General features: G+C 64.3%; 16 protein-coding genes. 13 read left to right on the forward strand and 3 right to left on the reverse strand.

What is annotated here, in order from left to right; genetic code table 11:
- Positions 1-139: 139 nt before the first annotated feature.
- From atpB to AB3X98_RS27210, 9 genes are all read left to right on the forward strand, one after another.
- Positions 140-991 (forward strand): F0F1 ATP synthase subunit A, encoded by an 852-nt coding sequence (atpB, locus tag AB3X98_RS27170; RefSeq protein WP_069264450.1) that lies wholly within the window; start codon positions 140-142, stop codon positions 989-991.
- 66 nt (positions 992-1,057) lie between these two features.
- On the forward strand, positions 1,058-1,327 hold the full coding sequence (gene atpE / locus AB3X98_RS27175; RefSeq protein WP_028203308.1) for a F0F1 ATP synthase subunit C: 270 nt from the start codon (positions 1,058-1,060) through the stop codon (positions 1,325-1,327).
- Between the two features lie 140 nt (positions 1,328-1,467).
- Entirely contained in the window at positions 1,468-1,938 is a 471-nt protein-coding gene (locus AB3X98_RS27180) for a F0F1 ATP synthase subunit B (RefSeq protein ID WP_028213229.1), read from the forward strand.
- 2 nt (positions 1,939-1,940) lie between these two features.
- Positions 1,941-2,480 carry a F0F1 ATP synthase subunit delta gene (locus AB3X98_RS27185; protein WP_028203310.1) on the forward strand — a complete coding sequence of 180 codons (540 nt, stop codon included), beginning with the start codon at positions 1,941-1,943 and terminating at the stop codon, positions 2,478-2,480.
- 67 nt (positions 2,481-2,547) lie between these two features.
- Entirely contained in the window at positions 2,548-4,089 is a 1,542-nt protein-coding gene (gene atpA / locus AB3X98_RS27190) for a F0F1 ATP synthase subunit alpha (RefSeq protein WP_069264448.1), read from the forward strand.
- 89 nt (positions 4,090-4,178) lie between these two features.
- The gene (gene atpG / locus AB3X98_RS27195; RefSeq protein ID WP_069264446.1) at positions 4,179-5,060 is read left to right on the forward strand and encodes a F0F1 ATP synthase subunit gamma; all 882 of its coding nucleotides are present in this window, start codon (positions 4,179-4,181) and stop codon (positions 5,058-5,060) included.
- An 87-nt stretch (positions 5,061-5,147) separates the two neighbouring features.
- Positions 5,148-6,542 carry a F0F1 ATP synthase subunit beta gene (atpD, locus tag AB3X98_RS27200; protein ID WP_069264444.1) on the forward strand — a complete coding sequence of 465 codons (1,395 nt, stop codon included), beginning with the start codon at positions 5,148-5,150 and terminating at the stop codon, positions 6,540-6,542.
- A 79-nt stretch (positions 6,543-6,621) separates the two neighbouring features.
- On the forward strand, positions 6,622-7,047 hold the full coding sequence (locus AB3X98_RS27205) for a F0F1 ATP synthase subunit epsilon (RefSeq protein ID WP_028203314.1): 426 nt from the start codon (positions 6,622-6,624) through the stop codon (positions 7,045-7,047).
- 333 nt (positions 7,048-7,380) lie between these two features.
- A complete protein-coding gene (locus tag AB3X98_RS27210; RefSeq protein ID WP_342949169.1) occupies positions 7,381-9,141 on the forward strand; it encodes an AMP-binding protein in 1,761 nt (586 codons plus the stop codon).
- Positions 9,142-9,885: 744 nt separating this feature from the next.
- Here the strand turns inward: AB3X98_RS27210 and AB3X98_RS27215 are convergent.
- Positions 9,886-10,698 (reverse strand): transporter substrate-binding domain-containing protein, encoded by an 813-nt coding sequence (locus AB3X98_RS27215; RefSeq protein WP_342949170.1) that lies wholly within the window; start codon positions 10,696-10,698, stop codon positions 9,886-9,888.
- A 224-nt stretch (positions 10,699-10,922) separates the two neighbouring features.
- Here AB3X98_RS27215 and hemE point away from each other — a divergent pair, with 224 nt between their 5' ends.
- Together hemE and AB3X98_RS27225 are read left to right on the forward strand one after the other, a co-directional pair.
- Complete coding sequence (gene hemE / locus AB3X98_RS27220) at positions 10,923-12,014, forward strand: uroporphyrinogen decarboxylase (protein ID WP_368603722.1); 1,092 nt, start codon at positions 10,923-10,925, stop codon at positions 12,012-12,014.
- 417 nt (positions 12,015-12,431) lie between these two features.
- The gene (locus AB3X98_RS27225; RefSeq protein WP_368603721.1) at positions 12,432-14,687 is read left to right on the forward strand and encodes a primosomal protein N'; all 2,256 of its coding nucleotides are present in this window, start codon (positions 12,432-12,434) and stop codon (positions 14,685-14,687) included.
- Positions 14,688-14,760: 73 nt separating this feature from the next.
- Here the strand turns inward: AB3X98_RS27225 and AB3X98_RS27230 are convergent, their stop codons facing one another.
- Positions 14,761-14,910 (reverse strand): hypothetical protein, encoded by a 150-nt coding sequence (locus tag AB3X98_RS27230; protein ID WP_368603720.1) that lies wholly within the window; start codon positions 14,908-14,910, stop codon positions 14,761-14,763.
- A 289-nt stretch (positions 14,911-15,199) separates the two neighbouring features.
- On the opposite strand from AB3X98_RS27230, the gene putA reads away from it, so the two are divergent.
- Both putA and AB3X98_RS27240 read left to right on the forward strand, forming a co-directional pair.
- Complete coding sequence (putA, locus tag AB3X98_RS27235) at positions 15,200-19,144, forward strand: trifunctional transcriptional regulator/proline dehydrogenase/L-glutamate gamma-semialdehyde dehydrogenase (RefSeq protein ID WP_368603719.1); 3,945 nt, start codon at positions 15,200-15,202, stop codon at positions 19,142-19,144.
- A 97-nt stretch (positions 19,145-19,241) separates the two neighbouring features.
- A complete protein-coding gene (locus AB3X98_RS27240; protein WP_069264433.1) occupies positions 19,242-20,390 on the forward strand; it encodes a branched-chain amino acid ABC transporter substrate-binding protein in 1,149 nt (382 codons plus the stop codon).
- Between the two features lie 123 nt (positions 20,391-20,513).
- Here AB3X98_RS27240 and AB3X98_RS27245 read toward each other — a convergent pair whose 3' ends face one another.
- Entirely contained in the window at positions 20,514-22,232 is a 1,719-nt protein-coding gene (locus AB3X98_RS27245; protein ID WP_368603718.1) for a thiamine pyrophosphate-binding protein, read from the reverse strand.
- Positions 22,233-22,289 lie beyond the last annotated feature (57 nt).

The raw sequence follows: 22,289 nt of genomic DNA on the forward strand, positions 1-22,289 counted from the left end.
GTCGAAGCGATGACGGTGGAAGTTAGCTGGCCGATGCGAAGCAGATAAGACACGATCCACGGCGGCGTGTTCCCGCAATACAGTATTGCGGCGGGAACGGCCGAAAACGATTTTCGACAATTTGGGTGGCTCTAACGATATGGCAGCTAGCGAAGGAACGAGCGGACCGGGTCCGTCCGAGTACATTGCTCACCACTTGCAGAACTTTGCGACCTCGCACCAGACGTCGATCGTCGACTTCAGCGTCTGGAACATCGACACGCTGTTCTGGTCGATTCTGTGCGGCGTCGTGACGATCCTCATCCTGCGCCTCGCTGCGCGCAAGGCGACCCCGGGCGTACCGGGCCGCTTCCAGTGCGCCATCGAAATGCTGGTCGAGATGGTCGAGGACCAGTCCAAGTCCATCGTCCATGGCAACCGCGCATTCATCGCACCGCTCGCGCTGACCGTGTTCATCTGGGTCGCGCTCATGAACTCGCTCGACTTCATTCCCGTCGACCTGCCCACGCGCGTGATCGGCTGGCTCGGCCTGTCCGAAGCGCTGCCGCACCAGCGCATCGTCCCGACTGCCGACCTCAACGGCACGTTCGGCATCGCGCTCGGCGTGTTCGTGCTGATGATTTACTACAACCTCAAGATCAAGGGTCCTGGCGGCTTCGCACACGAGCTGCTCTCGGCCCCGTTCGGCGCGCATCCGCTGCTGTGGATCCCGAACCTTGCACTGAACATCATCGAGTTCGTCGCCAAGACGGTTTCGCTCGCCCTGCGGTTGTTCGGCAACATGTATGCAGGCGAGCTGCTGTTCCTGCTGATCGCGCTGCTGGGCGGTCTGTGGAGCTTCGGCGCGGACACGACGGTGCTTGGCTTCATCGGCCACGTGATTGCGGGCAGCGTCTGGGCGATCTTCCACATTCTGATCGTTCTGCTGCAGGCGTTCATTTTCATGATGCTGACGCTGGTGTACATCGGCCAGGCACACGACAAGCACTAAGTGCTCGTCAAACCAGATTTGCAGTTTTAAATCCCCAGTTCCAGAAAATCTCAATAAGGAGTGATCATGCAAGCTTTCATCGCCAACATCCAGGGTTTCACGGCCATCGGTATCGGCATCATCATCGGCCTGGGTGCAATCGGCGCCTGTATCGGTATCGGCCTGATGGGCGGCAAGTACATCGAAGCCTGCGCACGTCAGCCTGAACTGATGAACCCGCTGCAGACGAAGATGTTCCTGCTGGCTGGTCTGATCGATGCAGCGTTCCTGATTGGCGTTGGTGTTGCAATGCTGTTCGCGTTCGCTAACCCGCTGCTCTCGAAGCTCGCGGGCTAAGTTCCCTGGAAGGTTGCGCCTGACCTATAACGGGTAGTGGGCGCATGGCGGAACGGGAGACGAGGCGCTGATCGAGTTTCACAACCGATGAGCGCCTTGCCGTTTCAATTCCCCGGAATAGCAACGATTAAGGAAACACCGTGAATCTCAACGCAACCCTGTTTGCGCAAATGGTCGTGTTCCTGATCCTCGCGTGGTTCACGATGAAGTTCGTGTGGCCGCCGTTGATCAACGCCCTCGACGAGCGCTCGAAGAAGATCGCAGACGGCCTCGCCGCTGCGGAAAAGGGCAAGGCGGAACTCGAAGCGGCGCACAAGCGCGTCGGCGAAGAGCTCGCTACGGCCCGTAACGAGGGTCAAAGCCGTATCGCCGACGCTGAAAAGCGCGCACTGGCGGTCGCAGAAGAAATCAAGGCCCAGGCACACGCCGAAGCGGCACGCATCATCGCTCAGGCGAAGGCCGACGCCGACCAGCAGGTGGTCAAGGCACGCGAAGCCCTGCGCGCCGAAGTCGCCGCCCTCGCCGTGCAAGGCGCCGAGCAGATCCTGAAGCGCGAAGTCGATCAGTCGGCCCACGCCGAACTGCTGAATCAACTGAAAGCCGAGCTCTGATCATGGCCGAACTTGCAACCATCGCCCGCCCGTACGCAGAAGCATTGTTTGGCGTGGCCGAAGCTGGTGACACCGCCGCCTGGTCCACGCTCGTTTCGGAGCTGGCACAGGTTGCGGCCTTGCCCGAGGTGCAGTCGGTCGCGACGAGCCCGAAGGTGAGCCATGCCCAGGTCGCCGAGCTGCTGCTCGCGGCGGTGAAGTCGCCGGTCAAGGAATCGGCCGAGGTGAAGAACCTCGTGCAGATGCTGATCGAGAATCATCGCCTGGCGCTGCTGCCGGAAATCCAGACGCAGTTCGAAGCGCTCAAGAACGCCAAGGCAGGTGCTGCTGACGCAGTGATCGTCAGCGCGTTCCCGCTCGAAGGCGCCCAGTTGAACGACCTCGTCGCCAGCCTCGAACGCAAGTTCAAATGCAAGCTGAAGCCGACCGTCGAGATCGACAACTCGCTCATCGGCGGCGTGCGCGTCACGGTCGGCGACGAAGTGCTCGATACCTCGGTCCGCGCGCGGCTCGCCAGCATGCAGGCGGCGTTGACCGCCTGAGCGCCTCGATTCCAGAAATCGGGCGCGGCGGCTGGCACGCAACAGAATTGAACATCAGGAGCGAATAATGCAACTCAATCCCTCTGAGATCAGCGAGCTGATCAAGAGCCGGATCCAGGGCCTTGAAGCGAGCGCAGACGTTCGCAATCAGGGCACCGTGATCTCCGTGACCGACGGTATCGTGCGTATCCACGGCCTGTCGGACGTGATGCAGGGCGAAATGCTCGAATTCCCGGGCAATACCTTCGGCCTCGCGCTGAACCTTGAGCGCGACTCGGTCGGCGCCGTGATTCTGGGTGAGTACGAGCACATCTCGGAAGGCGACATCGTCAAGACGACGGGCCGCATTCTCGAAGTGCCGGTTGGCCCCGAACTGATCGGCCGCGTGGTCGACCCGCTCGGCAACCCGATCGACGGCAAGGGCCCGGTCAACGCCAAGATGACCGACGCGATCGAAAAGATCGCTCCGGGCGTGATCTGGCGTGAAGGCGTGTCGCAGCCGGTGCAAACGGGTCTGAAGTCGATCGACTCGATGGTGCCGATCGGCCGTGGCCAGCGTGAGCTGATCATCGGCGACCGTCAGTGCGGCAAGACCGCGGTGGCCGTCGACACGATCATCAACCAGAAGGGCAAGGACCTCATCTGTATTTACGTCGCCATCGGTCAGAAGGCTTCGTCGATCCAGAACGTGCTGCGCAAGCTCGAAGAAACGGGCGCGATCGAATACACGATCGTCGTTGCCGCTTCGGCTTCGGAATCGGCCGCGCTGCAGTACCTCGCACCGTATGCCGGCTGCACGATGGGCGAATACTTCCGCGACCGCGGTCAAGACGCCCTGATCATCTATGACGACTTGACCAAGCAAGCCTGGGCATACCGTCAGATCTCGCTGCTGCTGCGCCGCCCGCCGGGCCGTGAAGCCTACCCCGGCGACGTGTTCTATCTCCACTCGCGTCTGCTCGAGCGCGCCGCGCGCGTGTCGGCCGACTACGTCGAGAAGTTCACGAACGGCGAAGTGAAGGGCAAGACGGGTTCGCTCACCGCACTGCCGATCATCGAAACGCAAGCGGGCGACGTGACCGCATTCGTTCCGACGAACGTGATCTCGATTACCGACGGCCAGATCTTCCTGGAAACCGACCTCTTCAACGCAGGCATCCGCCCGGCAATCAACGCCGGCGTGTCGGTGTCGCGTGTGGGTGGTGCGGCTCAAACGAAGGTCGTGAAGAAGCTGTCGGGCGGTATCCGTACCGACCTCGCGCAGTACCGTGAACTGGCTGCATTCGCCCAGTTCGCATCGGACCTCGACGAAGCGACCCGCAAGCAGCTCGAGCGCGGCCGCCGCGTGACGGAACTGCTCAAGCAGCCGCAGTATCAGCCGCTGCAAGTGTGGGAACTGGCTGTTGCGCTGTTCTCGGCAAACAACGGATACCTCGACGACATCGACGTCAAGGACGTCCTGCCGTTCGAAAAGGGCCTGCGCGAATACCTGAAGTCGAAGCACGCTGACCTCGTCGCGCGCATCGAGGACAAGAAGGACCTGTCGAAGGACGACGAGAACGCGCTCCACGCGGCTCTCAAGGACTTCAAGAAGTCCGGCGCATATTGATCCGTCCGGGAATCAAACACGATAAACGGACTGGGACCCGGGTAAGTGCTGAATGAAGCGCTGACCCGGGTCGACAAAGGAGCAAAGCAATGGCTGGAATGAAGGAAATTCGCGGCAAGATCAAGAGCGTGCAAAACACGCGCAAGATCACCAAGGCGATGGAAATGGTCGCGGCGTCGAAAATGCGCCGTGCCCAGGAGCGAATGCGCGCCGCCCGCCCGTATGCCGACAAGGTCCGCGACATCGCTGCGCACATGAGCCGTGCGAACCCCGAGTACCGCCACCCGTTCATGGTGGAAAACACCGGTGCGAAGGTCGCAGGCGTGATTCTCGTCACGACCGACAAGGGTCTGTGCGGCGGGATGAACACCAACGTGCTGCGCGCGACGCTGCAGAAGTTCAAGGAGCTGGAAGCATCCGGCACGACGATCGAAGCAACTGCGATCGGCAGCAAGGGCCTCGGTTTCCTGAATCGTCTGCGCGCGAAGGTCGTCTCGAACGTTGTGCAACTTGGCGACACGCCGCACCTCGAAAAGCTGATCGGCGCGATCAAGGTGCAGCTCGACCAGTACTCGGAAGGCAAGCTTTCCGCCGTGTACCTCGCGTACACGCGCTTCGTCAACACGATGAAGCAGGAGCCTGTAATCGAGCAACTGCTGCCGCTGTCGGCCGAGCGTCTGGAAGCGGATGACGACGGCACGACGCCGAAGTCGGCGTGGGACTACATCTACGAGCCGGATGCGCAAACCGTCGTGGACGAACTGCTGGTGCGCTATGTCGAGGCCTTGGTCTATCAGGCCGTGGCGGAAAACATGGCTTCGGAGCAGTCGGCCCGTATGGTGGCGATGAAGGCGGCGTCGGACAACGCGAAGACGGTCATCAACGAACTGCAGCTCTCGTACAACAAGAGCCGCCAGGCCGCGATTACGAAGGAACTTTCGGAAATCGTCGGCGGCGCAGCAGCCGTTTGATCAAGCGACGAGCGCGAACCGATTGCGAAACCGCGCCGGTGTATGCCGGTGAGCGAGTGAAGAATTCAGGTATCTAAAGGAAAATCGATGAGTACAACTGCTTTGGTAGAAGGCAAGATCGTACAGTGCATCGGCGCGGTGATCGACGTGGAATTCCCGCGCGAGAGCATGCCGAAGATCTACGACGCGCTGATTCTCGAAGGGTCGGAACTGACCCTGGAAGTGCAGCAGCAGCTGGGCGACGGCGTTGTCCGCACCATCTGTCTGGGTTCGGCTGACGGCCTGCGCCGCGGCACCGTGGTCAAGAACACGGGCAACCCCATCCGCGTGCCGGTCGGCAAGCCGACCCTCGGCCGCATCATGGACGTGCTCGGCCGTCCGATCGACGAAGCTGGCCCGATCGTGAGCGAAACGACGCGCTCGATCCACCAGAAGGCTCCGGCGTTCGACGAGCTGTCGCCGTCGGCGGAACTGCTCGAAACCGGCATCAAGGTTATCGACCTGATCTGCCCGTTCGCAAAGGGCGGCAAGGTCGGTCTGTTCGGTGGTGCTGGCGTGGGCAAGACCGTCAACATGATGGAGCTCATCAACAACATCGCCAAGGAACACGGTGGTTTCTCCGTGTTTGCGGGCGTGGGCGAGCGTACCCGTGAGGGCAACGACTTCTACCACGAAATGAAGGACTCGAACGTTCTCGACAAGGTCGCGCTGGTGTACGGCCAGATGAACGAGCCGCCGGGCAACCGTCTGCGCGTCGCGCTGACCGGTCTGACGATGGCCGAGCACTTCCGCGACGAAGGCCTCGACGTGCTGTTCTTCGTCGACAACATCTACCGTTTCACGCTGGCTGGCACGGAAGTATCGGCACTGCTCGGCCGTATGCCGTCGGCAGTGGGCTATCAGCCGACGCTGGCTGAAGAAATGGGCAAGCTGCAAGAGCGCATCACGTCGACCAAGAAGGGCTCGATTACGTCGGTTCAGGCCGTGTACGTCCCTGCGGACGACTTGACCGACCCGTCGCCGGCTACGACCTTCGGCCACCTGGACGCAACCGTCGTGCTGTCGCGTGACATCGCCTCGCTGGGTATCTACCCGGCAGTCGACCCGCTCGACTCGACCTCGCGCCAGATCGACCCGAACGTGATCGGCGAAGAGCATTACTCGATCACGCGCGGCGTGCAGCAAACGCTGCAGCGCTACAAGGAACTGCGCGACATCATCGCGATTCTGGGCATGGACGAACTGTCGCCGGAAGACAAGCTGACCGTCGCCCGCGCTCGCAAGATCCAGCGTTTCCTGTCGCAGCCGTTCCACGTCGCGGAAGTCTTCACGGGCTCGCCGGGCAAGTACGTGCCGCTGAAGGAAACGATTCGCGGCTTCAAGATGATCGTTGACGGCGAATGCGATCACCTGCCGGAGCAGGCGTTCTACATGGTCGGCACGATCGACGAAGCCTTCGAAAAGGCCAAGAAGATCCAGTAAGGGTTAGTTGCCGAAGTGCGGATAAGTCGCGCGACTTATCCGCCACAGCAGCCAATTAATCCCCAAGGAGTCGACACATATGGCAGCAACCATCAAGGTAGACGTCGTCAGCGCCGAAGAGAGCATCTTCGACGGCCAGGCGAAGTTCGTCGCGCTTCCGGGCGAGGCGGGCGAGCTGGGCATTCTGCCGGGGCACACGCCGCTCATCACGCGTATTCGTCCGGGCGCAGTGCGCATCGTGGCGGAAGACGGCGGTGAAGAGTTCGTGTTCGTCGCCGGCGGCATTCTCGAAGTGCAGCCGGGCGCCGTCACGGTGCTCGCCGACACCGCGATCCGCGGCAAGGATCTCGACGAGGCGAAGGCTACGGAAGCGCGCAAGCGCGCTGAAGAGACGCTGCAGAACGCCGGCTCGAACCTCGAGTACGCCACCGCCCAGGCCGAACTGGCCTACGCGGTCGCGCAGCTCGCGGCGATCCAGCGCCTGCGCAAGATGAACCAGCACTAATGGGTTCTCGTACGCGCCCCCTCGTGGGGCCGCGTTCGAAGCAAAAAAGGGCTCCCCGGTTGGGGAGCCCTTTTTGCATGTGCGCGCCGGTGGGCGGGCACGGCCCAATGGCACCGCGATGAAAAACGCGGCATAAATGCCGTGAGCCACGGAGGTCGACCAAAACGCTCCGGCATACTTGACGTTTACGGAAAGGTAATGCCAAATCATGCGTTCGCAGCCGGCCCAGACCCTGCGGGTAAGACTTGATGCCGCCCCCAGTCAAGCCGGTGGCACAATGGTTTTCAAATTCATTTCAAACGCGGGAGTAACGCTCCCCAGGAGACAGCCATCATGGCAATCGACGCAGCAGGCGCGCGCGCCGCGCCCGGTGTACATGAGCCGCTCATCGCGCCGAAAGACGGGCTTTCCTACGTGCGAGGCACGTCCGACGTACCGCTCAGCGACGCGACTCTCGGCACGTTCCTGCAGGAGACCGCCAACCGCTTCCCCGAGCGGCCTGCCGTGGTGTTCCGCGAGCAGGGCATCCGCTGGAACTGGCGCGAGTTCGCCGCAGAAGTGGACGTGCTCGCGGCCGGTTTTGCCGAGCTAGGCATCGTCAAGGGAGACCGCGTCGGCATCTGGTCGCCCAATCGCGTCGAATGGCTGCTCACCCAGTTTGCGACCGCGCGCATCGGTGCGGTGCTCGTCAACATCAATCCCGCCTATCGTCTTGCCGAACTCGAATACGCGCTGAACAAGGTCGGCTGCAAGGCGATCGTCTCGGCGGAGAGCTTCAAGACCTCGAAGTATCTGGAAATGCTGCAGACGCTCGCGCCCGAGCTTGCGAGCGCCACGCCCGGCCAGCTGCAGGCCGCGCGCCTGCCCGAACTGCGCGCGGTCGTGCGCATGTGCGACACGGCCACGCCCGGCATGCTCTGCTTCAGCGAACTCGTGGAGATGGGCCGCGAGCGCATCGCGCGCGACGGCACGGCGTGGCTCGACGCCATCAACGCGACGCTATCGCCCGACGAGGCCATCAACATCCAGTTCACGAGCGGCACGACCGGTAATCCGAAGGGCGCGACGCTCACGCACCGCAACGTGCTCAACAACGGACGTTTCATCGCCCAGGCGATGCGCCTCACCGAAGAAGATTCGCTTTGCATTCCGGTGCCGCTCTATCACTGCTTTGGCATGGTTCTCGCGGTGCTCGCGTGCGTATCCGTTGGCGCGAACATGGTGTTCCCCGGCGAGGCGTTCGATCCGCGCGCGACGCTCGAAGCCGTCTCGGAAGAGGGCTGCACGGCCTTGCACGGCGTGCCCACGATGTTCATCGCGGAGCTCGATCATCCGGAGTTCGCACGCTTCGATCTTTCGAAGCTGCGCACGGGCATCATGGCCGGCTCGCCGTGCCCGATCGAGACGATGAAGCGCGTGGTCTCCAGGATGCATCTCGCCGAAATCACGATCGCCTACGGCATGACGGAAACGAGCCCGGTGTCGTTCCAGAGCTCGACCACCGACCCGCTCGACAAGCGCACGACCACCGTGGGCCGCATTCAGCCGCATCTCGAAGTGAAGATCGTCGACGCGCTCGGCAATATCGTGCCGGTGGGCGAAACGGGCGAGCTGTGCACGAAGGGCTATTCGGTGATGCAGGGCTACTGGGGCGACGCGGAGAAGACGGCCGAGTCGATCGTCGATGGCTGGATGCATACGGGCGATCTCGCGACGATCGATGCCGAAGGCTACTGCAACATCGTCGGTCGCCTCAAGGACATGCTGATCCGCGGCGGCGAGAACATCTATCCGCGAGAGATCGAAGAGTTTCTGTTCCGCCACCCGAAGGTGCAGTCCGCGCAGGTGTTCGGCGTGCCCGATGCGAAGTACGGCGAGGAAGTGTGCGCGTGGATCGTGCTCCGCCCGGGCGAAGCGGCAACGGCCGAGGAGATTCAGGCGTTCTGCCAGGGGCAGATTGCCCACTACAAGATCCCGAAGTACATCCGCTTCGTCGACGAACTGCCGATGACCGTGACAGGCAAGGTGCAGAAGTTCGTGATGCGCGCGCGCATGATCGACGAGCTCAAGATCAACGAGCAGAAGACGGCTTGATACGAGGTTCGATGCAATGCCGCGGCGGACGATTCAAGGCGTCGCTGCGGCATTGCAGAACGCGCAAAAATAGTCGGGAAACCGAACGATCATTTGACGCTGGAGGGAGTGGGGGCAGAGCGATGCCTGTTGAATAACGAAACGTACAGGCGAAAAAAAAGCGGGCCTGGAGCCCGCTAAAAACCACACGCTACGGGGTTAGCGCGAGGAGACCAAAGGAGGAGCCGGGTCATGAAACGTCTTCGACGCCGGTCACGGCTCCAACAAGGATGCCCCTCGAGAGGGCTTCGGCGTAGGGCCGACCGGCTGGTGTTTTGTGTCCGCTCACACTGGCACCGCGCCACATCCGTGTTGAAACCGTTGAAGGCATTGTGGGCGAATTAAGATAGGTTCGCGGTAACAAAGTGTTTCAGGTTGTAACGCCCGTCAGATAAGGCTCTGCGGCGCTTTTTGCCATCCTGAGCGTTTCGCGGAAGTCATTTTTACCGCTATTTTTCGAGGCTGCCTGACAGCCTTAATCGCAACTCGCGCGCGAGGATTCGAATCGCATGAAGGAAGGCCCACCGCATGGGCCTTTTTACGCATGACGCGTACGGTACAGATTTACCGGGTGCGCACATGCGCAATGCGTCGGCATTGCGCTCGCGCGTGGAATGCAAACTTTGCGTGCCTCGTGTGACCCCATGTTCTGCAACTCATCGTAGCAATTCGAAGGGCCATAACAATGCGGCGCGATTCAACACTTCACTTCAGCCACTTGTCGGAGATTGCCTGATATTCGCCGCTCGCGCGCGCAAGGTGCAGCCACTGATCGACATACTGCTGGAACACCACGTCGCCGCGCGGCACCATCCACGCTTTTTCGCCGTACTGAAACGGCTTGTCGGGATGCACCGAACACAGCCCCGGGTTGAGCTTCTGCTGCAACATGGTCTCGGAGGCGTCGGTCACCATTACGTCGGCCTTGCCCGCGAGAATCTGTTTGAAGATCGTCACGTTGTCCGGGTACATGACGAGATTCGCATTCGGCAGGAACTGCTTCGCGAAGCGCTCGTTCGTGCCGCCCGGATTCACGATCACGCGCACCGAAGGCTGGTTGATCTGCTCAACGGTCTGATACTTCTTGACGTCCGCGCATCGCACGATCGGCGTCTTGCCGTCGACCTGATAGGCCTCGGTGAAGAACGCGCGCTTCTGGCGCTCGAGCGTCGTGGAGACGCCGCCCACTGCAACGTCGCACTTCGCGAGGAAGTCGTTCATGAGGTTCGACCACGACGTCTTCACGAACTCGGCCTTCACGCCCAGCGACTTCGCAAGCGACTGGGTCATGTCGATGTCGATGCCTTCGAACGTGCCGTCCTGCCTGTAGAACGAGTAGGGCTTGTAGTCGCCGGTCGTGCAGGCGCGCAGCGTGCCGCGCGCGATGATTTCGTCGAGGCGCGACGGGGCCGTGGCGCTCTGCGCACCGTTGGCGGGGGTACCGGCGGACTGGCTCGTGGCGCACGCGCTCAGCAAAGCGGCGCTAACGATCGTCAGGCCGAGGGCGGCTTTATTCATCGTGTCTCCAGATCTGGTTTTGGTTGATGTAATGTTTTGGAAAGCCGTCTGATGATAGTCCTCGCGTACGCGGCCGTTAAGCGCGGACTTACCTGGGTAGGCAGGCCTATACTTCAGTGGCATTGCGCTTTCTGATCCCGCCCATCAGGGGCATGACGCGACGGCCGCTCCGGTAAAATGGCCGCTTGCTTCCGAACCTTGGCGCGACTTCGCGCATCCAGCACGTGGCCCACACTCTCCTGAACGACACCTTCCTGCGCGCGCTGCTGCGCCAGCCGACCGAGTACACGCCGATCTGGCTGATGCGCCAGGCAGGCCGCTATCTGCCGGAGTACAACGCCACGCGCAGCCGCGCGGGCAGCTTCCTCGGCCTCGCGAAGAATCCCGATTACGCGACCGAGGTCACGCTCCAGCCGCTCGAGCGCTATCCGCTCGACGCCGCGATCCTGTTCTCCGACATTCTCACGATTCCGGACGCGATGGGCCTTGGCCTCTCGTTCCAGGCGGGTGAAGGGCCGAAGTTCGCGCACCCCGTGCGTACCGAAGAAGACGTGGCGCGGCTCGCCGTGCCGGATATCGGCGCGACGCTCGGCTACGTGACCGACGCCGTACGCGAAATTCGCCGCGCGCTCACCAATGCAGAAGGGCACCAGCGTGTGCCGCTGATCGGCTTCTCGGGCAGCCCTTGGACGCTCGCCTGCTACATGGTCGAAGGTGGCGGCTCGGACGACTTCCGCACGGTGAAGTCGATGCTGTACGCGCGCCCCGACCTCATGCAACGCATTCTCGAAGTGAACGCGCAGGCGGTGGCGGCCTATCTGAACGCGCAGATCGAAGCCGGCGCGCAGGCCGTGATGATCTTCGACACCTGGGGCGGCGCCCTCGCGGACGGCGCGTACCAGCGCTTCTCGCTGGCGTACATCGCGCAGGTCGTGGCGCAGCTCAAGCGCGAGCACGCCGGCGAGCGCGTGCCCGTGATCACCTTCACGAAGGGCGGCGGCCTCTGGCTCGACGAAATCGCCAATACGGGCGTGGACGCCGTTGGCCTCGACTGGACCGTCAACCTCGGGCGCGCGCGCGAGCGCGTGGGCGAGCGCGTGGCGCTGCAGGGCAACCTCGACCCCACGGTGCTGTTCGCTTCGCCGGCCGCGATTCGCGAGCAGGCGCGTGCGGTACTGGACAGCTTTGGCGCGCATCCGGGCCACGTGTTCAACCTCGGCCACGGCATTTCGCAGTTCACGCCGCCCGAAAGCGTGGCCGAACTCGTGGACGAAGTGCATCGCCACAGCCGCGCGATCCGCGCGACCGGTGCGTGACGTTTTTGATGCGCCGCACCAAGCTGGGCTCCGGGCGTCAGGGTATGACCGGGCTCAAGAGGCCATCCAGACGCCATCGCGGTCCTGTCAAGACTTGACTTATACACACTTGCCTCGTTGCGGCGCGCAAGAGGGAAAGGTTGTCGCAGGCGCCCGTTCAGGTCTGCGCAGAATCAATCAGACCCTTGACAGACAAGGCTTTCGGCGCTCCACGGCGCTGTGTGCGGTATCCCACATAACGACGACACGCGGGCGCGCTGCGGCGGCGCCCGGGAAGTTCTCAACAAAGTTATCCACAGGCGCAGATTCGGGGGCGCGATTGTTCTGCGGAATCCAAAACTTAGCGCGAAATCTCAAGTATTACTTGAGGTTTGCATGTCTGTGCGGTGGCGTACGGAACTTCCCTGGGAGTGAGGCATGACAGGGCAGTACGTGCGCGTGGCGCTGGACCATCCACTGGATGCGCTCTACGACTATCGCTATGGCCTCGACAGCGCGCCGGAGCCCGGCATGCTCGTGCGCGTGCCGTTCGGACGTCGCGACGTCGTCGGCCTGATCTGCGAAGTGACCACTCACAGCGACGTGCCCGCGAACAAACTGCGCGACGTAAGCGCGGTGTGCGCCGCCTGTCCGCCGCTTTCGGCGCAATGGCTCGCGCTGGCTGGCTTTGCCGCCGACTACTATCAGCGGGGCCTGGGCGAGGTCGCGTTGCCGGCGCTGCCACAGGCGCTGCGCGATTCGTCGCGCTGGGCGCGCCTGCTCGCCCCGGAAGAGCGCTACCGTCTGTCGCCGCAAGGGCGCGCCGAGTTGCCCGACGCGTTGCCGGCGCGCGCCCAGGCGCTGCGCCGTCTCGCGCAGGCGCTCGTTGATGCCGGCGAACTCGACGCCGCCGCGGCCCGCGCGCTGCATCCGAAGGCGATTGCGACGCTCGAAGCGTGGTGCGAAGCGGGCTGGGTCGAGCATGAGTCCATTGCGGTCGGCGCGGCCGCAAGTGCAGCCCACAGCGCACCGCAGACTGCGGCCATGGTGGACGTCCCGCGCCTGAGCGACGAACAGGCCGAAGCCGTGGAAGCCATCGGCGCGGCGAGCGGCTTCGCGCCCTTCCTGTTGCACGGCGTGACGGGCAGTGGCAAGACCGAGGTCTATCTGCGCGCGCTCGCGGCGCTGCTCGAGCGCGACCTGGGCGCGCAGGCGCTCGTGCTGGTCCCGGAAATCAATCTCACGCCGCAGTTCGAGGCGGCGTTTCGCACGCGCTTCGCGGCCACGCTCGCCGACGAGGCCATCGTCACGCTTCACAGCGGCCTCGCGGAAGGCGAGCGCGCCCGCAACTGGCTCGCGGCACACACGGGCCGCGCGCGCATCGTGCTCGGCACGCGGCTCGCGGTGCTGGCCTCGCTGCCGCGTCTCTCGATGCTCGTGATCGACGAGGAGCACGACCCCGCCTACAAGCAGCAGGAAGGGCTGCGCTACTCGGCGCGCGACCTCGCGGTATGGCGTGCGAAGCAGCTGGGCGTGCCGGTCGTGCTCGGCTCGGCCACGCCGTCGCTCGAAAGCTGGTGGCAGGCCGAGCAGGGCCGCTACACGCGCCTCACGCTCTCGCGCCGCGCAATTGCCGACGCGGTGCTGCCCACCGTCAAGCTGATCGATCTCGAAGAGGAGCGCCGGCGGGGCCGCGCTTCCTTCGAAGGGCTCTCCGGGCCCCTGGTCGCGGCGATGAAGGCGCGCCTCGAGCGCGGCGAGCAGAGCCTCGTGTTCCTGAACCGTCGCGGTTATGCGCCTACGCTCGCTTGCGACGCCTGCGGCTGGGTGGCGGGCTGCCCGCGCTGCAGCGCGTACGTCGTGCTGCACAAGCCCGAGCGCGCGCTGCGCTGCCATCACTGCGGCTGGGAATCGCGCATTCCGCATTCGTGCCCGGAGTGCGGCAACGTCGACATCGCGCCGATGGGGCGCGGCACACAGCGCATCGAGGAGGCGCTCGCGAGCGCGGTGCCGGGCGCGCGGGTGCTGCGCATCGACGCCGACAGCACGCGCCGCAAGGGCAGCGCGCAGGCGCTCTTTTCCGACGTGCACGCGGGCGAGGTCGACATCCTGGTGGGCACGCAGATGATCGCGAAGGGGCACGACTTCCAGCGCGTGTCGCTCGTCGGCGTGCTGAACGCCGACAATGCGCTCTTTTCGCACGATTTCCGGGCGAGCGAGCGCCTGTTCGCGCAGTTGATGCAGGTGAGCGGACGGGCGGGGCGCGCCGGCCTGGCTGGCGAGGTGCTCGTGCAGACGCGCTATCCGCGCCACGCGCTCTATCACGCGCTGGCGCGTCAGGACTACGTGGGGTTTGCGAATACGCAGGTCGCGGAGCGGCGCGACGCGCACCTGCCGCCGTTCGTCTATCAGGCGTTATTGCGCGCCGAAGGGCGCACGCTGGAAGCGGCGCTGGCGTTTCTCGCCCAGGCCGCGGAGGCGCTCACCGCGATTCCGGGCGCCGAGCGTGTCATGGCCTACGACGCGGTGCCGCTCACCATCGTGAAGGTGATGAACGTGCATCGCGCGCAACTGCTCGTGGAAAGCCAGTCGCGTGCCGCGCTGCAGGCAACGCTGCGCGCATGGCAGCCCGCGCTGCGCGCGTTGCGCGGCGTGCTGCGCTGGAATCTCGAAGTCGATCCGCTCGATATCTAGCCGCGGACAGCCGCCGCCATGGCCCCGTTGCCGCAACAGCGGGGCCACCCGGTATCAACTTCCCGTTTCTTCCTTACTGGCCGACCGTATCGGCCGCATCCGTGCGCGCCGCGCGCTTCAAACTCATGCGGCGTTCATCCGGCGCCGTCGCGCCGCGCATGAACAGCACGGCGCACGTGGCGCACAACGTCCAGATCCCTGCAATTACCAGCAGCTTTTCCATTTTTTGGTCCCTACGCATTTTCTTGTGATCAACAACCCCGCTCTGTTTGTATAACGGCACGGCCGCGGAATCGATTAGGGTTGTCCAGCGTGTTGCTGGGCCAGGGAAAATACCGAGCGCGACCCGCGCGGCCCGGTGGGCGGTCATCGGCCGCAAACCCAGGCTGCACAAGGCCTCAACAGTGGTGCAACCATTTTGCGAGAGTGGTTGCACCTTTTTATTGGTAGGGTTACGATTCGCCAACTTTTTGGTCACCGCCGGTGCGGGTCTGCCGGCATATGAAGGAAACATGGCTAGCACCACACTTGGCGTCAAAGTCGACGATCTCCTCCGCTCGCGCCTCAAGGACGCCGCCACGCGGCTCGAGCGCACGCCGCACTGGCTCATCAAGCAAGCCATCTTTGCCTACCTCGAGAAAATCGAGCACGGCCAGCTGCCTCCCGAACTCAATGGTCATGTCGGCGCGACCGATCTCGCGGAAGGTGCTACCGCTGACGACGACGAAGCGGCGTCGCACCCGTTCCTCGAATTCGCGCAAAATGTGCAACCGCAGTCGGTGCTGCGCGCGGCCATCACGGCGGCGTACCGCCGTCCGGAGCCGGAGTGCGTGCCATTCCTGATCGGTGAAGCGCGCCTGCCGGCCAACCTCACGGGCGACGTGACGAAGCTCGCCACGAAGCTCGTCGAAACGCTGCGTGCGAAGGGTACCGGCGGCGGCGTGGAAGGCCTGATCCACGAGTTTTCGCTGTCGAGCCAGGAAGGCGTGGCGCTGATGTGCCTCGCCGAAGCGCTGCTGCGCATTCCCGATCGCGCGACGCGCGACGCGCTCATCCGCGACAAGATCAGCAAGGGCGACTGGAAATCGCACGTGGGCCACGCGCCGTCGCTGTTCGTGAACGCCGCCACCTGGGGCCTCATGATCACCGGCAAGCTCGTCACGACGAACAGCGAGACGGGTCTGTCGTCGGCGCTCACGCGCATGATCGGCAAGGGCGGCGAGCCGCTGATCCGCAAGGGCGTGGATATGGCCATGCGCCTGATGGGCGAGCAGTTCGTCACGGGCGAGAACATCTCCGAGGCGCTGGCCAACAGCCGCAAGTTCGAAGCGCGCGGTTTCCGCTACTCGTACGACATGCTCGGCGAAGCCGCGACGACGGAAGCCGATGCCCAGCGCTACTACGCATCGTACGAGCAGGCGATCCACGCGATCGGCAAGGCCGCGGGCGGCCGCGGCATCTACGAGGGCCCCGGCATCTCGATCAAGCTCTCCGCGCTGCACCCGCGCTACTCGCGCGCGCAGCAGGAACGCACGATGGGCGAGCTGCTGCCGCGTGTGCGCGCACTCGCCGTGCTCGCTCGCCGCTATGACATCGGCCTCAATATCGACGCCGAAGAAGCCGACCGCCTCGAACTCTCGCTCGACCTGCTCGAAGCGCTGTGCTTCGATCCGGACCTCGCGGGCTGGAACGGCATCGGCTTCGTGGTGCAGGCTTACCAGAAGCGCTGCCCGTTCGTGATCGACTACATCGTCGATCTCGCGCGGCGCAGCCGTCACCGCATCATGGTGCGCCTCGTGAAGGGCGCGTACTGGGATACGGAAATCAAGCGCGCCCAGGTGGACGGCCTCGAAGGCTATCCCGTGTACACGCGCAAGATCTACACGGATGTCTCCTACCTCGCCTGCGCGAAGAAGCTGCTCGGCGCGCCGGATGCCGTGTATCCGCAGTTCGCCACGCACAACGCGTACACGCTCTCGGCGATCTATCACCTCGCGGGCCAGAACTATTATCCCGGCCAGTACGAATTCCAGTGCCTGCACGGCATGGGCGAGCCGCTGTACGAAGAAGTCACGGGCCCGCTCTCGCAGGGCAAGCTCAACCGTCCGTGCCGCGTCTACGCGCCGGTCGGAACGCATGAAACGCTGCTCGCGTATCTCGTGCGGCGTCTGCTCGAAAACGGCGCGAACACGTCGTTCGTGAACCGCATCGCCGATGCCTCCGTGCCGGTCGCCGAACTGGTCACGAACCCCATCGACGACGCCGCCAAGGTCGTGCCGCTCGGCGCGCCGCACGCGAAGATTCCGCTGCCGCGCGAGCTGTATGGCAACGAGCGTTTCAATTCGATGGGCCTCGATCTGTCGAACGAGCATCGTCTCGCGTCGCTCTCGTCGGCGCTGCTGGCGAGCGCGCATCATCCGTGGCGCGCCGCGCCGATGCTCGCGGACAGCGAGATCGCAGACAGCGCCGCACGCGACGTGCGCAATCCCGCCGATCATCGCGATCTCGTCGGCACCGTAGCGGAAGCGACGAGCGAGCACGTGAGCGCCGCGCTCTCGCACGCCGTGGCCGCCGCGCCGATCTGGCAGGCCACGCCCGTCGAAGCGCGCGCGGATTGCCTCGCACGCGCCGCCGATCTGCTCGAAGCCCAAATGCATACGCTGATGGGCCTGATCGTGCGTGAAGCGGGCAAGTCGCTGCCGAACGCCGTGGCCGAAATCCGCGAAGCGATCGACTTCCTGCGCTACTACTCCACGCAGATCCGCGAAGAGTTCTCGAACGACACGCATCGCCCGCTCGGCCCGGTGGTGTGTATCAGCCCATGGAACTTCCCGCTCGCGATCTTCATGGGCCAGGTGGCCGCCGCGCTCGCAGCCGGCAACACGGTGCTCGCGAAGCCCGCGGAACAAACGCCGCTGATCGCCGCGCAAGCGGTGCGCATCCTGCGCGAAGCCGGCGTGCCGGCGGGCGCGGTGCAACTGCTGCCGGGCAACGGCGAAACCGTGGGCGCGGCGCTCGTCGCCGATCACCGCACGCGCGCGGTGATGTTTACGGGCTCGACCGAAGTCGCGCGCCTCATCAACAAGACGCTGTCCGAGCGCCTCGATTCCGAAGGCCGCCCGATTCCGCTGATCGCCGAAACCGGCGGCCAGAACGCGATGATCGTCGATTCGTCGGCACTCGCGGAGCAGGTCGTGGCCGACGTGCTGCAAAGCGCGTTCGACTCGGCCGGCCAGCGTTGTTCCGCGCTGCGCGTGCTGTGCCTGCAGGACGACGTGGCCGACCGCACGCTCGAAATGCTCACGGGCGCGATGAAGGAACTCGCGGTGGGCAATCCCGACCGCCTCTCGACCGACGTCGGCCCCGTGATCGACATCGACGCGAAGCGCGGTATCGATACGCACGTGGCAGGCATGCGCGAAAAGGGCCGCAAGGTCCAGCAGATGCCGACGCCCGACTCCTGCGCGCAAGGCACATTCGTGCCGCCTACGCTCATCGAGCTCGACAGCCTCGACGAACTCAAGCGCGAAGTGTTCGGCCCGGTGCTGCACGTGGTGCGCTATCGCCGCAGCCAGCTCGACAAGCTGCTCGAGCAGATCCGCGCGACGGGCTACGGCCTCACGCTCGGCATTCACACGCGTATCGACGAAACGATCGCGCACGTGATCGGCCGCGCGCACGTGGGCAACATCTACGTGAACCGCAACGTGATCGGCGCGGTGGTGGGGGTGCAGCCGTTCGGCGGCGAAGGTCTCTCGGGCACGGGTCCGAAGGCGGGTGGCGCACTGTATCTGTCGCGTCTGCTCGCGAAGCGTCCGGCCGGTTTGCCGAAGTCGCTCGCCGATGTGCTCGTCGTCGACGCGCCGCAAGCGGCTGACGGCAACGGCGCGCCGCAATCGGCACAGGCTGCGCTCACGACGCTGCGCGACTGGCTCATCGCCGAGCGCGAGCCCGCGCTCGCGGCACGCTGCGACGGCTACCTCGAATACGTGCTCGCGGGCGCCACGGCGGTTCTGCCGGGCCCGACGGGCGAGCGCAACACCTACACGCTTTCGGCGCGCGGCACGGTGCTGTGCGTGCCGTCGACGGCCACGGGCGCCCGCGCACAACTCGCCGTTGCGCTCGCAACGGGCAACCGCGCGCTGTTCCAGGGCGCGGCAGGCGAAGCGCTGGTGAGCGCGTTGCCGGCGGCACTGAAGGCGCACGTAGCGATCAAGAAGACGGCGGATGCCGACTTCGATGCGGTCCTCTTCGAAGGCGACAGCGACGAGCTGCTCGCACTCGTGAAGGAAGTGGCCAAACGTCCTGGCCCGATCGTCTCGGTGCAGGGCGTGGCAGCGCACGCGCTCGCCAACGGCGATGAAGATTACGCTCTCGAACGACTGCTCGCGGAACGTTCGGTCAGCGTGAATACGGCAGCAGCGGGCGGTAATGCAAACTTGATGACGATCGGTTAAGCACCAGCCATACTGTCGGTCGTCTCAAGACAAGGAAGCGGCAAGGTCCATTGAAATCCGAAGCCGCTCGTTCGATACCTGGTACCAAGGAGAAGCAATGCAACACACGATGAAGCAGCTGGCAGGCGCAACGCTTGTTGCCGCCCTGTCGCTGGCGGGGACTGCGCAGGCACAACAAGCCGAAGACGTGAAGATCGGTTTCGCCGGTCCGATGACGGGCGCGCAGGCGCACTATGGCAAGGACTTCCAGAACGGCATCACGCTCGCAGTCGAAGACATGAACGCGACGAAGCCCGTGATCGGCGGCAAGCCGGTTCACTTCGTGCTCGACTCGGCCGACGATCAGGCCGACCCGCGCACGGGCACGACGGTCGCGCAGAAGCTCGTCGACGACGGCATCAAGGGCATGCTCGGTCACTTCAACTCGGGCACGACGATCCCGGCTTCGCGCATCTACGCGAACGCAGGCATCCCGCAGATCGCCATGGCGACGGCGCCTGAGTACACGCAACAAGGCTTCAAGACGACGTTCCGTATGATGACCTCGGACACGCAGCAGGGTTCGGTCGCCGGCACGTTCGCAGTGAAGAACCTCGGCTTGAAGAAGATCGTCGTGATCGACGACCGCACGGCCTACGGCCAGGGTCTCGCCGACGAATTCTCGAAGGCTGCAAAGGCTGCCGGCGGCAACATCATCGACCGTGAATACACCAACGACAAGGCCGTCGACTTCAAGTCGGTCCTGACGAAGGCGAAGGCGATGAACCCCGACCTGGTCTACTTCGGCGGCGCGGATTCGCAAGCGGCACCGATGGTCAAGCAGATGAAGTCGCTGGGCATCAAGGCCCCGCTGATGGGCGGCGAAATGGTGCACACGCCGACCTTCCTGCAGATCGCGGGTGACGCGGCGAACGGCACGGTGGCGTCGCTCGCCGGCCTGCCGCTCGACCAGATGCCGGGTGGCAAGGACTACGTCACGAAGTACAAGAAGCGCTTCGGTGAAGACGTGCAGACGTACTCGCCGTACGCCTACGACGGCGCCATGGCGATGTTCGACGCGATGAAGAAGGCCAACTCGACGGATCCGGCGAAGTACCTGCCGTTCCTCGCGAAGACCAGCATGCCGGCAGTCACGACGTCGGACCTCGCGTACGACACGCGCGGCGACCTGAAGAACGGCGGCATCACGCTGTACAAGGTCGTCGACGGCAAGTGGACGACGCTGCAAAGCGTGGGCGGCAAGTAAGCGCCTGAGCTTCGGCTGAAGTCAAAAGCCCCGCAGAATCGAAAGGTCTGCGGGGCTTTTGTTTGTGCGCTCACAACTGCTCACTCAGTGCGACAGGTGAGCTTGTTCAGGATTCCTTTTCAGTCATTCTCCGCGCATTTTCTTGCCCGCTTCGCGAATCTGTTCGAGCGTGGCCGCAGGCGTGCTCGCTTCCTTCGTCACACGGATCTCGATCAGCGCGGGCTTGCCTGCCGTGAGGGCACGCTCGAGCGCGGGGGCGAATTGCGCCGTGGTCGTGACGACTTCGCCGTGCGCGCCGAACGACTGCGCAAACGCCGCGAAGTCGGGGTTCGTGAGCTGCGTGCCGTGCACGCGGTTCGGATAGTGGCGCTCCTGATGCATGCGGATCGTGCCGTAGTGCGCGTTGTTCACGACGATGAACACGACATTCAGGCCGTACTGCATTGCCGTGGCGAGTTCCGACGACGCCATCATGAAGCAGCCGTCGCCCGCGAGCGCGACCACGGTGCGCGAGGGGTATTGCGACTTCGCGGCGATCGCGGCGGGCACGCCGTAGCCCATCGCGCCGCTCGTGGGTGCGAGTTGCGAGCGGAAGTGGCGATACGCGAAATGGCGATGCAGCCACGTTGCGTAATTGCCCGCGCCGTTCGTGACGATCGCATCGTCGGGCAGGCGCGCGCGCAGTTGCTGCATGACTTCGCCGAGCTGCACGTCGCCGGGCATCGGCAGCGGCTTGCGCCATGCGTGCCACGCCTCGTGTGCTTCTGCGGCGCTGCCGGCCCACGCGGGTTGAGCGGGCGCCGGGAGGGTTGCGAGCAGCGCCGCGAATTCCGCGAGGCCCGAAACGATTGGCAGATCGGCTGCGTAGACACGGCCGAGCTCCTCCGCGCCCTGATGCACGTGGATGAGCGTTTGCTTCGTTTTGGGAATGTCGAAGAGCGTGTAGCCGCCCGTCGTCGATTCGCCCAGACGCGGACCGAGTGCGAGCAGCACGTCGGCTTCGCGGATGCGCTTCGCGAGTGCCGGATTGATGCCGAGGCCCACGTCGCCCGCGTAGTTCGGGTGATCGTTGTTGAGCGTGTCCTGAAAGCGGAACGCGAGGCCGACGGGCAATTGCCAGTTCTCGACGAAGCGCTGGAAGTCCGCACAAGCCTGCGGGTTCCAGCCATGGCCGCCCGCGATCACGAACGGCTTTTTCGCGCCCGCGAGCAGTTCGCGCACGCGCTCCATCTGCGCGGCGGAAGGCGACGCCTGCACGCGCTGCGCGCTCGGCGCGATGGGCTGCGCTTCGGACGCGGGAATCGCGCCGCTCAGCATGTCTTCGGGCAGCGCGAGCACGACCGGACCCGGCCGTCCCGACATCGCGACATGGAACGCGTGGCTCAGGTATTCGGGCACGCGGCGCGCGTCGTCGATCTGCGCGACCCACTTCGCCATCTGGCCGAACATGCGTCGATAGTCGATTTCCTGGAACGCCTCGCGGTCCATCTGCTCGCGCGCGACCTGGCCGATCAGGAGGATCATCGGCGTGGAGTCCTGAAACGCCGTGTGCACGCCAATCGAGGCGTGCGTGGCGCCCGGCCCGCGCGTGACGAGCGCGATGCCGGGCCTGCCCGTGAGCTTGCCGATCGCTTCCGCCATGTTCGCCGCCGCTGCCTCGTGACGGCACACCACGGTTTCGATCTTTGCGGTTTCGTCGGACAACGAATCGAGCACCGCAAGATAGCTCTCGCCCGGTACGCAGAACACGCGCTCGACGCCATTGGCGACGAGCGCATCGACGACGAGGCGAGCCCCGGTGGTAGTGGCTTCGGTGGTGGCGGATGCGTTCGGCTGCTGCATGACGGTCAAGTCTCCTTCAATCGTTACGTGATTACGTTCGGATGCTTCAGGCAAGGC

Source organism: Paraburkholderia sp. BR14312, assembly GCF_040948675.1.
GTDB lineage: Bacteria > Pseudomonadota > Gammaproteobacteria > Burkholderiales > Burkholderiaceae > Paraburkholderia > Paraburkholderia nodosa_A.

Bases quoted from the DNA above. Each gene is read 5' to 3' on its own strand.
- AB3X98_RS27245 (WP_368603718.1), bottom strand. From the start codon at position 22,232: ATGCAGCAGCCGAACGCATCCGCCACCACCGAAGCCACTACCACCGGG.
- atpB (WP_069264450.1), top strand. From the start codon at position 140: ATGGCAGCTAGCGAAGGAACGAGCGGACCGGGTCCGTCCGAGTACATT.
- atpD (WP_069264444.1), top strand. From the start codon at position 5,148: ATGAGTACAACTGCTTTGGTAGAAGGCAAGATCGTACAGTGCATCGGC.
- AB3X98_RS27210 (WP_342949169.1), top strand. From the start codon at position 7,381: ATGGCAATCGACGCAGCAGGCGCGCGCGCCGCGCCCGGTGTACATGAG.
- AB3X98_RS27215 (WP_342949170.1), bottom strand. From the start codon at position 10,698: ATGAATAAAGCCGCCCTCGGCCTGACGATCGTTAGCGCCGCTTTGCTG.
- atpA (WP_069264448.1), top strand. From the start codon at position 2,548: ATGCAACTCAATCCCTCTGAGATCAGCGAGCTGATCAAGAGCCGGATC.
- atpG (WP_069264446.1), top strand. From the start codon at position 4,179: ATGGCTGGAATGAAGGAAATTCGCGGCAAGATCAAGAGCGTGCAAAAC.
- AB3X98_RS27230 (WP_368603720.1), bottom strand. From the start codon at position 14,910: ATGGAAAAGCTGCTGGTAATTGCAGGGATCTGGACGTTGTGCGCCACG.
- AB3X98_RS27225 (WP_368603721.1), top strand. From the start codon at position 12,432: ATGACAGGGCAGTACGTGCGCGTGGCGCTGGACCATCCACTGGATGCG.
- AB3X98_RS27205 (WP_028203314.1), top strand. From the start codon at position 6,622: ATGGCAGCAACCATCAAGGTAGACGTCGTCAGCGCCGAAGAGAGCATC.
- atpE (WP_028203308.1), top strand. From the start codon at position 1,058: ATGCAAGCTTTCATCGCCAACATCCAGGGTTTCACGGCCATCGGTATC.
- AB3X98_RS27185 (WP_028203310.1), top strand. From the start codon at position 1,941: ATGGCCGAACTTGCAACCATCGCCCGCCCGTACGCAGAAGCATTGTTT.
- putA (WP_368603719.1), top strand. From the start codon at position 15,200: ATGGCTAGCACCACACTTGGCGTCAAAGTCGACGATCTCCTCCGCTCG.
- AB3X98_RS27240 (WP_069264433.1), top strand. From the start codon at position 19,242: ATGCAACACACGATGAAGCAGCTGGCAGGCGCAACGCTTGTTGCCGCC.